Below are 14,111 nucleotides of genomic sequence, written 5' to 3'. Positions count from 1 at the left end.
GGCCAGTAAATTGGTAACGCATGATTGTCGTCCTGCTTGCCCGACAGGGAGCACAGCCAGAATGTACCTATCCTGAAGGCGAACCTTTGACGCCTGCCCTTCCGCCCCCTTGGCACTCTGTCCTCGATCGCGGGGAAGCGGACTTCATCATGCTATTCCTGAAATGCTCGGAAGGTAGAAATGGGAAAGATTCATCTTCATATCGGAACGCACAAGACCGGCACGACTACCATCCAGCGATCCCTTTCCGCCAGCAGGGTGCATTTGCGCGAAATGGGCATCTGCTACCCGGATTATAGCGTGATCAACGCGCCACCCCATTATGCTCATCTGGGTGCCGCCAACGCACTGGCAGGCGGTCATGATTCCATCACGCAGGCCCAGGCCGAGAAGTTCTTCCGCGACACGCAACGGCTGAGCGCGGAATTCGACCATGTCATCATCAGCGCCGAACCCATGTGGCGTCAGGTTCTGGGTGGCGGCCGCCCTTCATCCATGCGTTCGCCGGATCAATATTGGGACGCCCGGAACGCCTATATCGCGCACCTCAAGGACTGCGTCGGCGATGCGCAAATCATATTGGTGCTCCGCAACCAGGCGGATTTCGCTCAGTCCATGTACCAGGAGCATGTCAAGGTAACGAAATATACGTCGGATTTCGAAACCTTCACCAAGGAATTCTGGTTTCATTTCGATTATTACGGCCAATATTGCGCATGGAAAGCATATTTCCCGGATATCAAGGTCATCCGATTTTCGGACATCATCGGCCCTGAGATAACCAAGAAATTTCTCAACAGAGTGGGACTAAAGCCGGGTCGCATAAGATCAGTCGGCGCCACCAACGTCGGAATTTCAGTCGATGCGGTAATTGCCAAGAGATTTGCCAATCAATCTTCGAAAAGTAAGAACGAACTAAATAATTTTATCAAGAATCTTGATCGCGCCATTGCCGAAAAATCTCCGTCCGGTCGGCGGTCTTTTTTCCGTAACTGGAATCATTTAATGGATTTTCAGAATTCATTTTCTGATGCAAATGACAATTTGGCGCTAGAGGCTGGTTATGATCGATTGTTCGATCCCTTCATTCTTGACGATGACGAACGCGTTTATGGCGATCTCCTCCGTCCGGAAGTCGCGGATATAATCATCAACCACCTTGACAAAGAGCTGGCCGTTTAGCTTTTTCAAATGCCGTGCGGGACGGGGCATGCCGATCCCGCGGGCCTGTTGGCGATTAGCGGAAATACCCGACATTCGGTGCTTTGGGGGATAGAATAATGCTTGATACGGACGAAGGAACAGCGAGCGTCAGCCCGCCAGTCACATCTGCCACGCCCGATGTGACCGGCGCAGATGTCCGTCGTTGGTTCGACCACCCCATTCGCGGCGGCAACCGGGTATTGTTCCGCGAAGGCCTGGCCGTCGAATGGAAGATGCTGGATACCGCAACAGCAGAAGACGAGGCAGTGGAGGCCAAGCTGTTCTGGCATGACGACGGCGCGGTCATGACCGTCCATGCCCCGCTCAGCACCAAATGGTGCCGCATATCGGGTTCCGCTCCCGCCCCCAAGGCCGCCAGCAATGCCCTTGTCGTGCAGGTTCTCATTCATGTCGACAGTTTCGAAGGGCAGCAATGCTGGGTCGAACCCAAAATGGCGTCGCGCGGGCAGGACGGCGGACGGCATAAGGTCGGCATTGAAGGCACCGCTGCGCGCCTGTCGCTGGAAGCGGGTCGCTGGTATGCCGTAGAGGGCGTATTTCAGGTCGCGGGCGACAGTCTCGCCGATATCGACTATGATTTCCTTCTCCTGCTCTCGCGCGGCAGCCGGATCAAGATTGCGCAACTCGACGTTAGCACCGTTCCCCTGGGCGAATGCGCCCCGGATACTGGCCATCTTACTGCGATTAAAGAATTTTCGGCTCGTGAAGTCGCGTTGATAGACGATGCGAGTCGCATGGACGTGACCTCCCCGTCCGACGCGGTCCGGAGCGCCGGCCTGGCGCTGTCTGCCATGCCCTGCAATCCGGTGGATCTGGCCACGCAGCTCATCCTGTCCCAATCATTGCCCTGGTCCGGCCATTTCCTGCGCGCGCTCATCACCATGATGGGCTTTGGCGGTGAGTTTGCGCAGGACGCGCACAAATTCTCACACACGCTTTCGAACGATCTCGTCACCAGCCTGCTCAAATGCCACCTGAGCCAGACGCTTGGGACGCTAAGCGGTGCCGATCGGCTGGCGTTCGTCCATCTGGCGCAATATGTCGCGGACGGCGGCAGGCTTCAGGCCGAGCCGGCAACCCCGCTCCACATCCAGCTGACGTCCAGCACCCCGACAGAGGCTGACGCAGCCTTCTGGCAGAGCCTGGGCGATCGCGACTTCGTCACACTATCTTCCAGCAAGGAGGACGGCACCGATCTGCGCAGCCTGTCCATAGCTGCCAATGTCCGCGTCTCGCCGGTGACCCTGGCTATGCTCTGCGCTATGCCGGAGGCCGCCAACGGCATCAATCTGGGCGCCTATCAGGTCAACACGCAATCCACATGGCGATCCAAGGTCGTCGGCTTCCCGAGCGGCGAGGCACTGGTTCAGGTAGGAACGCTGAGCGGTGACGACGGCAAGGGTTCTCCCAATCCGCCGTTGCCGCTTGCGGAATATGTCACGGACCGCTCCCGCAGCCAGCTGCCCCAGTCCAATGTGGACATGGAGCACAGCTACGCGCTGGTCTGCCTCAACGGCATGAGCGTTCAGAATGCGTCCCAGCTGGTCAACATCGAAAACTGCATCGTCTTCGAATCCATCGATGACGTCCGCAAGGCGCTCGACCGTCTTTCCTATCCCGACCTGAACAAGCCGATCATATTCCTGCGGCCCTGGGCAGGCGATGACGAACAATATCTGCTGCGCGCGGTGGCGCGCCACTGGACCTATGGTGGACGCTATCCGGTCAGCCCCATCCAATGCAAATATCTAGCCGATAGCGGTGCGATGGATATCTCGGTTGGCAGCCGGGACGATATCAGTCGTTTCACACTGACCGGCGCACTTGCATCCGTGCCTGCGTCCGAAATTCGCGATGGCGATTTCGGCAGCGACTATTTCATTCCCTCCTCCGGCATTTGCATCACGCATGCGGAGCAGACGCTGGAGGCGGAAGCCTTCCACCGCCTCTATCGCCCCGCCGCCCTGGCCGCCGCCGATTTCGAAAAACTGACCGCTAACGGTGACGTCGACGCCCAATATATCAATGGGCTGGATAGCAATATCCATTGGCCGATCGCTCACATCATCTCGCGGCACCGTCGCAAATATGTCCAACTGGTAAGCCAGATCCGGATCGCCCTGAACCGGCAGGATGTCAGCGCCTATGAGATGGTGTTCGAGGCGCTGAAGGACGATAGCCTGGACCGGTTCTTCCTGCGTGATGAAGTCGATCGCTTCCTGCTGGCCGCCAGCTTGCGCAACGATATCCTGCTCGAAATCCGTCCGAGCTTCCTGATCGATTATCTGGGTTATGTCCGCCAGTCGCGTCATTGCGATATGATCGCCCAGAATATTGCCGCCGCTGCCGACAAATTCTGCCAGCGCGACTTTGCGGTCATCTTTCCCTTCTTCGACCTTCTGGCCTTCAGTCTCGACGGACTGGAACTGAGTGCGGTTCTGGCCTTCTGCGCCGCGCGCTGCGCCGGCGCGTCTGACCGCTACACTTTCCGCATCGCCGAATGCCTACGCAAATTCGGAGAGCCGGTGGTGCAATCACTGCTGTTGACGAGCCTGGCCCGCGAGGCCCCCGCCAAATTGCAGAAGCGAGAACTGCTGCGCAGCTTCGTCCCGCTCATCAATTCCTACCTCAAGGACAGCGTCGTCCATCAGGTCGGACGCGATATCGTGCGCGCCATCGAGGCGACGGCTGAAGGCGTCGATGTTATCGAGCGGAATATTCGTGCCCTCGAAAGAGACGATCTGGTCCGCAATCTGCAGGATCCGCTGAAGCTGTCGCGGATCAACCTGTACAAATGGCTGCATCAACTGCGCGGCCTCTCCAACGAACTGCGGGAACTGTCGATACCGATCGGCACGATCGGTCTTGAGGGACTCGATCGACAGCCCAATCAGGTGCTGGCCGCCGCCATCTTCTCGGATAAGGCGGTCATCAGCGATTTGTACGGGAAAGGGCTGCTCGACTATAATAACGACGTCAATGCGGTCGCCCGAAACATCATGGGCGACAATGTGATGCTCAATACGGTCATCGCCCGCCGATTTGACGATGTGGATGCCCGGGCCTTCACGATCGAAGGCGACGATGTCAGCCAGATCTTCTCCAACGCCAGCCGCATTGAGGGCACGCCCAGCGACGATAACCGGGTGGTGACGGTCATCATGTCCGCGTTCAACCCGGACATCTCATTGATGGAAATCGCTGCGGCGTCGGTGATGCAGCAGTCGCATCGCAACGTCGAACTCATCATTGTCGATGATGCCAGCAACGACGATCTCGCGAAGGAAATCAAGCGCATCGCCGATTCCTACGAAAAGTGCAAACTCATCCGGCTGGACCAGAATTGCGGTCCCTATGTCGGCCGCAATCTGGCCATCGAAATTGCGGCAGGCGAATATATCGCGATCCAGGATGCCGACGACTGGGCGCATCCCGATCGGCTTCGCCTGCAACTCGCCGCATTCGACGCGCATCCCCACGCCCGTTTGTTGTCCTCCGACCATATCCGTATCGACCGCGCCGGCAAAGTACAGTTCGAAGCCGATTTCGCGATCTTCGGCGACGGGCCCATGACTTCCATGTTCAAGAAGTCCGTGTTCGATGAGGTCGGCACCTTCTCGCATGTCCGCTCGCGCGGCGACGTGGAAATGCGGGAGCGCATCCGTGGCTTCTACGGCCATCATGCGATCACGGTCCTGCCCCTGCCGTTGCTGCTTTGTCTGGCCGATTCGGGCACCCTGTCGCAGCGCACGCTGCTGAACGACGGGGAGCATCTGCAACTGTTCCGGACCAATATCGCCAAGCGCAACTCGCTGGGTGCGATCAAGCGCACGACCGACCGTCTGCTGGAAGACAATATGATATTGGTGCCGCGTAAATTGCGGGCGCCGGTGCCGTTCAAGGAGAATGCAGCGTGAACCTCGGCCGCATCGACATTTCGCTCACCACGATCAGTTCGCGCATCGACTGCGTGGTCGACACGATCCAGTCGCTCCTGTCGCAATCCTACAAGGATGTGCATGTGCGACTCTATATCTCGCGCGAGCCCTATCTTCTGGATGAAGGCATTCCGGAAATCCCCAAGGGCATCGCCGAACTCGCGCGCAAGAATGCAGGGCGGTTTTCCGTTTCCTATTGCCCCAATATCGGTCCCTACCGGAAGCTTCTGCCCTTCCTTTACGAATTTTGGGGCCAGTCGCGAAACGTCGTCACCGTTGACGACGATACCATCTACCCAAGCTATTGGCTGGAAACGCTGCTCGATGCCTATGCCCGCTATCGCTGCCAGATCGCCTATCGCGGCCACCGGATCGCGGTATCCGAAAATGGCTTCGCGCCCTATCGCGCATGGATGAAGAGCAAGCTGGAAGAAAATCCCGGCCTGCTGATCCTGCCCACGGGCAAGGACGGGGTGCTGTACAACACCTCCTTCTTCCCGCTTGAGGTGCTGAATATCGATGCTGCCATGAAACTGGCCCCCACAGCGGACGATCTGTGGTTCCGCTGGCATCTGATGCGTAACGGGATTCCCGTCTTCATGATCAAGACGGACTATCGCGACGCCTTCCTGGAAGGCGACTATAGCAGCAGCCTGTACCTGAACTTCAACCGGGGCGGCAATAATGACCGCGCCATCCAGGATCTGGATGAATATTTCAATTCCAGCTTCGGATTTTCGGCCATAGCGGCCCGCTGACACGGACATGGCCGGCAGCCATCCGCAGGCCCGCCGGTCATATCTGACGCAGCCAACAAGGCGGGCGAATGCAAAATTTTTGCGATTTCATCCAGGATACTGGCAACCATCGACTCGAATTCGAACGGCGCGGCGATACGCTGATCGTGTCGTTCGACAATGCCGGTACGCCGCACAGCGAACCGCGAGACAGAAGAGGCTGGGGCCACAAATTCTTCTCTGAAGAAGGCCATTCAACGCTGGGCGTGATCGCCTATGGTTCGGACTGGTATCGATGCCCGGCCGTGATTGATGCGCTGGTTACGCTGCAGCGGTCCGGCTTCTTCGAAAGCTTCGCCCGTGTCGTGATGACGGGCAGTTCGATGGGCGGATTTGCGGCCACGGCCTTTGCCAGCCTGGCGCCGGGGTGCATCGTCATCAGCTTCAACCCGCAAAGCACGCTGAATGCCGGCCTCGTCCCATGGGAAACCGGGCACGAAAATGGACGCAAGCAGGACTGGATCGGCCCTTTTCATGATGGAGCCGTCGAATGCCGGTCCGCAAGCCGCGCCTACATCCTCTTCGATCCCTATCATCGCGATGATGCGCGGCATGCCGCACGCTATCAGTGGGACAATATCGTCTATTTGCGCGCGCCCTTCCTGGGGCATGGCCTGCCGGTGTCCTTCGTCGAACTGCGCATATTGAAATCCATCATGCGCACCGCGATCAGCGGCGACCTGACGGAAATATCCTTCCGATCCATGCTGTCTCACCGGCGGTCGCTCGGGAAATATTTCAAGATCATGATACCGCTGCTGGGCACGGAGCGGCATCGCAGGATGGGGTTATCCCTGTGCGAAAAGGCCGTAGCCACATTTCCGGAAGATATCTGGTTCAGGCAACGGCTGGCCCTGTTTCTCGCCGCCAATGCCCGTATCGGGGAAGCGATGGAGCATCTGGCGCAACTGGACAAGGAACGACGGCGTCGTCAAAAAGCCAAGCGGAAGGCCAAGTTGCAGGCGTGAAAGGCTTTTATCACCAGGATTGACCGAACTGACAAAGTCCGTCCAGCGGCTCATATCCCGCTCTCGCTGGCGGCACGGCGCACATTTCCCGCTTGCCCTGCGCGCCCCTGTTACGGCATGCAACAGCCGGACACGACCCGCCAGGCACCGCCTGAAATTTATTTCGCGCAGCATAGATGCCGAAATATCCGGTAAAATCAAATAGATGTATCTTAAATGATCCGAAGATGAAGATCTGCCGTCGCGCCTGTCTTCAATCTTGCATCCAACTGTCTTGTTCGCGCCATATCAGCCTTTTCGACGCATAAAGAATCGTTGAAAAGGGGTTTGTTTTCATCATGTTAAACCGATTCACTCGGGCGACCTTGCTCGCCGGGGCCGCACTCGCTTGCCTCAGCGCGCCGATGGCTTTTGCCCAGACCGCCACGCCCGATGCCACCGCCGCCGCCGAAACGCCCGGCGACGCTGGCCTGGGCGAAATCGTCGTCACCGCGACCAAGCGCGAGACGAACCTTCAGGAAACGCCGATCTCCATGGCGGTGATGAGCACGGAGGCGCTCAAGGACCGCCACGTCGCCAGCCTGTATGACCTCGCCGATGGCGCCGTGCCCTCGCTGCGCATCGCGACCTTCGAAGCGCGCCAGTCTGCGCTCACCATCGGTATCCGTGGCATCGTGCCGCTCGACGCCAACCAGCCTGCCCGCGAGCAGGGCGTGGGCATCTATGTCGACGGCGTCTATATGGGCCGCCAGCATGGCCTGAACGCCGCGCTGTTCGACATCGAGCGCGTCGAAGTTCTGAAGGGCCCGCAGGGCACGCTGTTCGGTCGCAACACCGAAGGCGGCGCGCTCAGCATCGTCAGCAAGGCACCGACCGGCGAATGGGGTGGCCGCGTGGAAGCGGGCGCCGGCAATTATGGCGGCCGCACCGCCAATGCCCATATCAACCTGCCCTCGATCGCCGGCTTCTCGATCAAGCTGGACGGCGTGATCCAGCATCAGGACGCCACCACCAAGAACCCGATGGAGGGTCAGGCCGGCTGGAACTATTATAACCGCAAGGGGATGCGCGCCGCGGTTCGCTGGCAGCCGACCAGCAATATTACCAACGACTTCTCCTATGATGTCGCGAAGGACGAGAATACGCCCTTCTACAGCCAGTTGCTGAACTACAACCCCAATGGTTGCGCCACCGGCACCCAGGCATCGCAGCCCGCCTGCACCCTGCCCGGCACCGCCTACACCAACCTGACCGGCGGTCCGGTCAAGTCGCTCCTGCCTGGCGTCACCGTGAACGGCAGCAGCCGCATGAGCGAAGCCGATATCGGCGTGCCGCAGCAGGTCAGCGTCGACAAGACCCATGGTTTCACCAACTCGCTGAAGTGGGAAATCTCGCCCCAGATCGAGTTGCGCTCCATCACTGCATGGCGCGGCGTCGATGCGACCCAGTGGGACAATAGCGGTGGCGCCCACCGTCCGCCGCTGGTGAACCTGGGCCTTGGCACCGCCACCAGCGCCTGCACCGCAACCTCCCCCTGCGCCTTCAGCCGCTACAGCCTGGCCGACCTGCGCCAGCGCCAGTTCAGCCAGGAATTCCAGGCTGTCGGCACCTTCGGCAATATCGACTATGTCGCCGGCCTGTTCTACTTCAATGAACATGTGAGCGACGACGCTGCGACCCCCAGCTCGATGGGCGCTGTCGCCACCTACACCAATGGCATCGTTACCGGTGCAAACTATGTGACCATTCCCTTCTGCACCGCCTCTACCCCGGCGTTCGCGGGCAAGGCTGTGAATGGCTGCTCGATCGACCGTGCTTCGGAGGTCTGGTCGAAAAGCTATGCCGGCTATGGCCAGCTGACCTGGAACGCCACCGATGCGCTGCACATCACCGTCGGCGGTCGCTACACGCATGACGAGAAGAAGGGCGTGCTGCACTATTCGCGCAATGTGAATTACGACACGAACCCGCCCGCCGCCAGCGTCGGCTACAAGCCGCTGGATGCCAGCTGGAACCGCTTCAACCCGATGGCGACCGTCGCCTATGACGTCAGCAATGACCTGCACGTCTATGCCAAATATGCGACCGGCTATCGCGCCGGTGGCGCCAGCTCGCGCACGTCCAACTATCAGGCGTTCGATCCTGAAGATGTGAAGTCTTACGAAGTCGGCCTGAAGTCGGACTTCTGGAACAGCCGCGCCCGCTTCAACCTGGCCGGCTACATCATGGACCGCAAGGACAGCCAGGTGGACATCAGCTCCATCCAGTTCGTCGGCACCAGCAGCTTCAACAACCTGGTCACGATCAATGCGCCCGGCACCACCAAGATCCGCGGGATCGAAGCGGACCTGACGCTGAACCCGGTCGAAGGACTGACGCTGAACGCCTCCTACGCCTATACTTATACGAAAATCCCACCGGTGCTGATCACCGCTACCGACACGACCGGTGCGTCGACCAGCGTTTATCAGAATTTCTACATCGTGTTCACGCCGCGCAACGCCGCGAGCGGGTCAATCGACTATGCCGTGCCCGTCGGCGGTGGCGACACGAAGCTGAAATTCCACTTCGACGGCAATTATTCGCAGGCCACCCAGGCCTTCGACCAGTTCGCCACGAAGAATGACAGTTCGCTGATCTTCAACGGCCGCATTTCGCTGGCAGATATCGAGGCCGGCAATGGCCGCAACCTGACGCTCAGCCTGTGGGGTCGCAACCTGTTCAACGAACAATATGTGTTCCGCCGCGATCCGTCGAACAGCCTGCCGGCCGCGCCGACCAGCAGCGTGTCTACCGGCAGCATTGCCAACGTGCTGGGCGACTATGGCAACTTCAACGCGCCGCGCACCTACGGCGTGGAAGCCAGCTTCAAATTCTGATCTTTCAGGACTATATCCTGGTCTGAACCGGTGTGGCGGACATCCGCCACGCCGGTTTTTTATGCGGGAAAGGTCATGACGATGCGCAGGCCCGGCTCCGCATCCTCCAGCGTCAACTTGCCCCGATGCAGCCGCACGATCGCGTCGGCCAGCGGCAGGCCAAGCCCATATCCCCCGCCATTGCGGCTGGCATCGGCCCGGCCGAAACGCCGCATTACCAATGATCGCTGCTCGGCCGGGATGCCGGGACCATTGTCGGCGATCGCCAGCCTGATCCCTCCGCTGCCCCGCTCCAGCGATAGCCGGACATCCGCGCCCGCCGGCGTATGGCGCACCGCATTTTCCAGCAGATTGACCAGCATTTGCGACAGCAACTGACGGTCGCCCTCCAGCCGTACCGGCTCGTTCAGAATGATAGCGATGCGCTGGTCCCGTTCCGCCGCCAGCGGCCGGACCATCTCGACCATTTCCTCGGTCAGCCTCTCCAGCGCAATCGACTGGAAGCCAGCCCGACGCGCGCCACTCTCTATTTCCGCGATGCGCAGCATGGCTGCGAACATGGCGAGCAGATCGTCCGCTTGCCCGATCGCGCGTTGCAGTGCATCCCGCACAGGCTCCGCCGCCGGCTGTCGCTCCAGCAATGCCAGTTCATTGCGTAGCCGCGCCAGTGGCGTGCGCATGTCGTGCGAGATGTCGTTCGATACGTTTCGCACTTCGGCCATCAGTTGCCCCATGCGATCCAGCATGCGGTTGAGCACGGCCGCCTGCTGGTCGAATTCTCCACCGTCCCCTGCCAACGGCACCCGGCGGGCGATATCTCCGTCGATGATTGATTCCGCCGTCGTGCGCATCTGTTCGATTCGCTCGCCGATCAGGCGCCGAAACAGCAGAAGACCGGCCAGCACCACAATCACGATCGCACCGAATCCGGCGATATAGATGCGCCGGCGCATCGCGAAATAATCGTCAATCGGCTCGGTTTCGGCGAACACCGCCAGCCGCACCCCCTGCCCCAGGTCGCGGACCAGCACCCGTCCGGCGCTCAGTCCCTCGATCCGGTCGCGCCGGTCGAGCGAGGAAAAGCCCAGCGGCAATGGCCGGGTGAAGCGGACATTGCCAGCGATCCGCCGCCCCTGCGCATCGGTCAGCAACATGCCAAGGTCCGCCGTGTCGCGTTGCCGCGCCATCAGGGTGATGCGCTCCTGCCATTCGTCCCGGTCGAATGCAGCGCCGATCGGGGCGATGGCATGGCTTTCCGCCTCGACCCGCTCGTCCACCAGCGCGATGACCATCGACAAGGTCGCAAAGAAGGTGCCGAGTCCCGCCGCCATCGTCACGGTCAGGAACAGGGCGAGAAAGGCGATGGTCAGCCCGCGCAGCGATTGCGGACGCCATGTCATGCGCGCAGCAGATAGCCCATGCCGCGCTGCGTGCTGATCGGATCGTCACCATGTTCGGTCAGCTTGACTCGCAAATGGCGGATATGGGCATCGACCAGATTGGTCGTCGGCATGAAGTCCAGACCCCAGATGCGCTCGATCAGCATCGGCCGGGTCACGATCGAGCCGGCATCGCGTGCCAGTTCCAGCAGCAGCTTGAATTCGGTCTGCGACAGGTTGAGCGGTCGGCCGTTGCGCCAGGCACGCAAGCGGGACGGGCTGATCGTGATATCCCCCGCGCTCACCGTGTCGGATGGCTGGTCATTGGTACGACGTGCGCGGACCAGCGCGTTCAGCCGCGCATTCAATTCCAGCGGATCGACCGGCTTTACGACATAATCGTCAGCGCCGGCCTCAAATCCCTCGACCTTGTCGAACACCTGCCCCAGCGCGGTCAGCATCAGCACCGGGACATGCATCCCCCCTTCGCGCAACTGGCGCAGCACCGTGACGCCGTCGACGCCCGGCATCATCCAGTCGAGGATGACGACATCGAACGCCTTCTGGCCGATGATCGCCAGCGCCGCCAGCCCATCATCCGCCGTTTCCACCTGATGCCCGAACTGCGACAATTGCTCGGCCAGTTGCCGTTGCAGCGGCTTGTCATCCTCGACCAGAAATATCTGCATGGCCATGTCTGCGTCGAGCCCGTTTCCACCCTATTTTCAAAGGTGAGAAGATAATGCCGTCGCCGGTCGATGGCCATAGCTAAGAGCGCGCTGCCATAGTCAGCTAGGCCTGTCTGAGCGCCTGTTCCGCCCAACGGCCAAAGACGATTCCGATCGTCGCCCACAGCACGGCCTGGCTGGCGATCGACGCGATGCGGAAATTCCATAACAGGGTCGCCGGGAAATCGGCCGGCACCTCATTGATGGCCGGCAGCAGATATTGGCCGATGCCCACGACCAGCCCGTAGACACCGACGGCGAGCAACGTCGCGTCAAGCGGGCGCAAGGATCGCAGCAGCGCGGTGCGGACATGGGCGGCGATCACCGCCGCCGCAATCGACAGGCCGGTCATCATGAAATAGGCGGCGGTGCGAATGCCCACCGTTTCATGCTGGCCCACGGCCGGCGGGGTCTGGGGATATTTGATCCCCGGCACGATCACGATCAGCAGGAAGGCGAGACCGGCGAGCAGCAGCGCGAAACTGCGCGGCCCCACACGGCCGAACCGACCATAGCCATAGGCGAAGACCAGCGCGAATATGCCGCCCACCGCCGCGCCATAGAGGGCGAGCGCCGTGAACAGGCCCGCCCCCTTCTGCGTGTCGCGACTGACCAGTTCCGGCTCACCACCCGGCGCCGGGGCATGATGCGCGGCATGCGACGCCTCATAACCGATCGCCAGATCGATCTGCGGTTCAGCGATCGCGCGCGCGACCAGCGTGGCAAGCAGGGCCGCGAGGATGCCGGCCAGCATCCCGCGCCACAATAATGTCCGGGTCATGACCGGGCGTCAGTGGCAGGGAAAGCCGAGCAGGTGCCGGCCGTCATGCACATATTCATGCACATACATGCCGTCGAACAGAGCGAAGGCGCCCTGTTCGGTGCTGACGAAATAGAGGAAGATGAGCGCGATCAACGTGCCCAGCACGGCCCAGGGCGCGATATCCGCGATCGGAATGGCGGCATCGCCGCGTACGGGGATGAAAGGATCGTCGAACAGAACGGCGCTAATCGCCATGGCCTGATACTCCTGCACGGGATTGCGCGTCCCCGGGATATTGTCGCAGTCCGGGAGGAAGGTCTGGCTCTCGACGTCGGCAATCGACGGCGATAACAGTGGCGCGACCGCGCCGGAATTGCACCGGCTTCTTCATCCTGAACGATCCGTCCTTTAGGCTGAGCGAAGGGATGGCGTCAATCATCTGCTGGAGGCCGTGCTGACGACATCGCTGCTGCTGCTCTGCGCCGGTGCGACGCGCTCCAGCCGGCAGGGGGGCTTTCCCGCCCCTGGCGAATCGCTGGACGATCACGGCCGGCGCGATGCCGCCGCGCTCGCCCTACCGACCCACTTTCGCGAGATAGTGGAGGTCAGCCCTTGCCTCTCCGCCATCGAAACGGCGCAGGCGATGGGCGTCACCCCCCTGCCCCAGCCGGCATTGCGCGACGTCAGCCATGGCCGCTGGGCCGGGCGCAGCTTCACCCGGCTATCGGCGGAGGAACCCGATGCTCTTGCGCAATGGCTGGCCGATCCGGCGCGGGGCAGCCCGGACGGCGAGAGCCTGCATGGCTGCCAGTTGCGCATCGGTGTCTGGCTCGATGCCCTTGCCGGCACGAGCGCGCGCATCTGCGCCTTGTCCCATCCTATGCCGATCCGTGCTGCCATCGCCCATGCGCTCGACATGCCACTACATGCCAGTCTCGGGATCGACATCGCCCCGCTGTCGCGCACGATGCTGTCCTTCAACGGCCGCTGGCGGCTACAGAGCCTCACCCCTTTGTGAAAAGAGTTGCGGACCGGCATTGCCGTCTCTATCCGCAATCCCGTCCATGCATCTTATGATGCGCGGGCGAAAAGATCGCGCCGGTGCCTCGCAAGAGGCTTAAAATGGGAACGCGGTGCGGACGGCGAGAAGCCGTCCTAATCCGAGGCTGTCCCTGCAACTGTAAGTGGCGAGCGCGATACACAAAAGCGGCGGGGCAAGGCGCCCCGTGCCGCAGCCACTGGGCCGGACGCTGCAACATGCGAGGCCCGGGAAGGCCGTGTATCAAGCGATGACCCATGAGCCAGGAGACCTGCCGGCGTCTGGTCGCTCTTGCTTTGGTCCAGGGGATGACCGGGGCACGGTCCAACCCGTCTGAGCGACGAACGAAGCGGCAGGGGCCGCACGATGCGCGAGGCCGGCTGTCCTGATGCGGGC

The 14,111-nt window shown here is 61.0% G+C and carries 10 protein-coding genes and 1 riboswitch; of the genes, 6 read left to right on the top strand and 4 right to left on the bottom strand.

The window, feature by feature from the left end; all coding sequences use genetic code 11:
• Positions 1-180: 180 nt before the first annotated feature.
• The 5 genes from ACNHGR_RS16435 to ACNHGR_RS16415 all read left to right on the top strand — a co-directional run bounded on the left by ACNHGR_RS16435 (position 181) and on the right by ACNHGR_RS16415 (position 9,806).
• Positions 181-1,182 (top strand): hypothetical protein, encoded by a 1,002-nt coding sequence (locus ACNHGR_RS16435; protein ID WP_184269487.1) that lies wholly within the window; start codon positions 181-183, stop codon positions 1,180-1,182.
• Positions 1,183-1,280: 98 nt separating this feature from the next.
• On the top strand, positions 1,281-5,141 hold the full coding sequence (locus tag ACNHGR_RS16430) for a glycosyltransferase family 2 protein (protein ID WP_475287455.1): 3,861 nt from the start codon (positions 1,281-1,283) through the stop codon (positions 5,139-5,141).
• A complete protein-coding gene (locus ACNHGR_RS16425) occupies positions 5,138-5,920 on the top strand; it encodes a glycosyltransferase family A protein (RefSeq protein ID WP_184269483.1) in 783 nt (260 codons plus the stop codon). The genes ACNHGR_RS16430 and ACNHGR_RS16425 overlap by 4 nt, the downstream gene beginning before the upstream one ends.
• A gap of 68 nt (positions 5,921-5,988) precedes the next feature.
• Positions 5,989-6,927: a hypothetical protein gene (locus ACNHGR_RS16420; protein ID WP_475287453.1), complete on the top strand. Its 939-nt coding sequence runs from the start codon at positions 5,989-5,991 to the stop codon at positions 6,925-6,927.
• A 338-nt stretch (positions 6,928-7,265) separates the two neighbouring features.
• Positions 7,266-9,806 carry a TonB-dependent receptor gene (locus tag ACNHGR_RS16415; protein WP_475287451.1) on the top strand — a complete coding sequence of 847 codons (2,541 nt, stop codon included), beginning with the start codon at positions 7,266-7,268 and terminating at the stop codon, positions 9,804-9,806.
• A gap of 59 nt (positions 9,807-9,865) precedes the next feature.
• Here ACNHGR_RS16415 and ACNHGR_RS16410 read toward each other — a convergent pair whose 3' ends face one another.
• The 4 genes from ACNHGR_RS16410 to ACNHGR_RS16395 all read right to left on the bottom strand — a co-directional run bounded on the left by ACNHGR_RS16410 (position 9,866) and on the right by ACNHGR_RS16395 (position 12,931).
• A complete protein-coding gene (locus ACNHGR_RS16410; protein WP_475287449.1) occupies positions 9,866-11,206 on the bottom strand; it encodes a sensor histidine kinase in 1,341 nt (446 codons plus the stop codon).
• Positions 11,203-11,874 (bottom strand): response regulator transcription factor, encoded by a 672-nt coding sequence (locus ACNHGR_RS16405; RefSeq protein WP_475287447.1) that lies wholly within the window; start codon positions 11,872-11,874, stop codon positions 11,203-11,205. Before ACNHGR_RS16405 ends, ACNHGR_RS16410 begins: the two co-directional genes overlap by 4 nt.
• A 103-nt stretch (positions 11,875-11,977) precedes the next feature.
• Entirely contained in the window at positions 11,978-12,694 is a 717-nt protein-coding gene (locus tag ACNHGR_RS16400; RefSeq protein WP_184269473.1) for a CbtA family protein, read from the bottom strand.
• 9 nt (positions 12,695-12,703) lie between these two features.
• Positions 12,704-12,931, bottom strand: coding sequence for a CbtB domain-containing protein (locus tag ACNHGR_RS16395; RefSeq protein WP_475287445.1), 228 nt, complete (start codon positions 12,929-12,931; stop codon positions 12,704-12,706).
• Between the two features lie 196 nt (positions 12,932-13,127).
• Here ACNHGR_RS16395 and ACNHGR_RS16390 point away from each other — a divergent pair, with 196 nt between their 5' ends.
• Positions 13,128-13,694: a histidine phosphatase family protein gene (locus tag ACNHGR_RS16390; protein WP_475287443.1), complete on the top strand. Its 567-nt coding sequence runs from the start codon at positions 13,128-13,130 to the stop codon at positions 13,692-13,694.
• A gap of 69 nt (positions 13,695-13,763) precedes the next feature.
• Positions 13,764-14,008, top strand: a riboswitch (cobalamin riboswitch).
• The last annotated feature ends 103 nt before the right edge of the window (positions 14,009-14,111 follow it).

This window comes from Sphingobium sp. RS1 (genome assembly GCF_056156825.1).
Note: the sequence above shows the minus strand (reverse complement) of the source record. Positions and strands in the feature narration are given on the sequence as shown.

What these genes read in the sequence shown, in the direction of transcription:
- ACNHGR_RS16435 (WP_184269487.1), top strand. Translation starts at nt 181, where the DNA reads ATGGGAAAGATTCATCTTCATATCGGAACGCACAAGACCGGCACGACT.
- ACNHGR_RS16430 (WP_475287455.1), top strand. Translation starts at nt 1,281, where the DNA reads ATGCTTGATACGGACGAAGGAACAGCGAGCGTCAGCCCGCCAGTCACA.
- ACNHGR_RS16420 (WP_475287453.1), top strand. Translation starts at nt 5,989, where the DNA reads ATGCAAAATTTTTGCGATTTCATCCAGGATACTGGCAACCATCGACTC.
- ACNHGR_RS16415 (WP_475287451.1), top strand. Translation starts at nt 7,266, where the DNA reads ATGTTAAACCGATTCACTCGGGCGACCTTGCTCGCCGGGGCCGCACTC.
- ACNHGR_RS16410 (WP_475287449.1), bottom strand. Translation starts at nt 11,206, where the DNA reads ATGACATGGCGTCCGCAATCGCTGCGCGGGCTGACCATCGCCTTTCTC.
- ACNHGR_RS16405 (WP_475287447.1), bottom strand. Translation starts at nt 11,874, where the DNA reads ATGCAGATATTTCTGGTCGAGGATGACAAGCCGCTGCAACGGCAACTG.
- ACNHGR_RS16400 (WP_184269473.1), bottom strand. Translation starts at nt 12,694, where the DNA reads ATGACCCGGACATTATTGTGGCGCGGGATGCTGGCCGGCATCCTCGCG.
- ACNHGR_RS16395 (WP_475287445.1), bottom strand. Translation starts at nt 12,931, where the DNA reads ATGGCGATTAGCGCCGTTCTGTTCGACGATCCTTTCATCCCCGTACGC.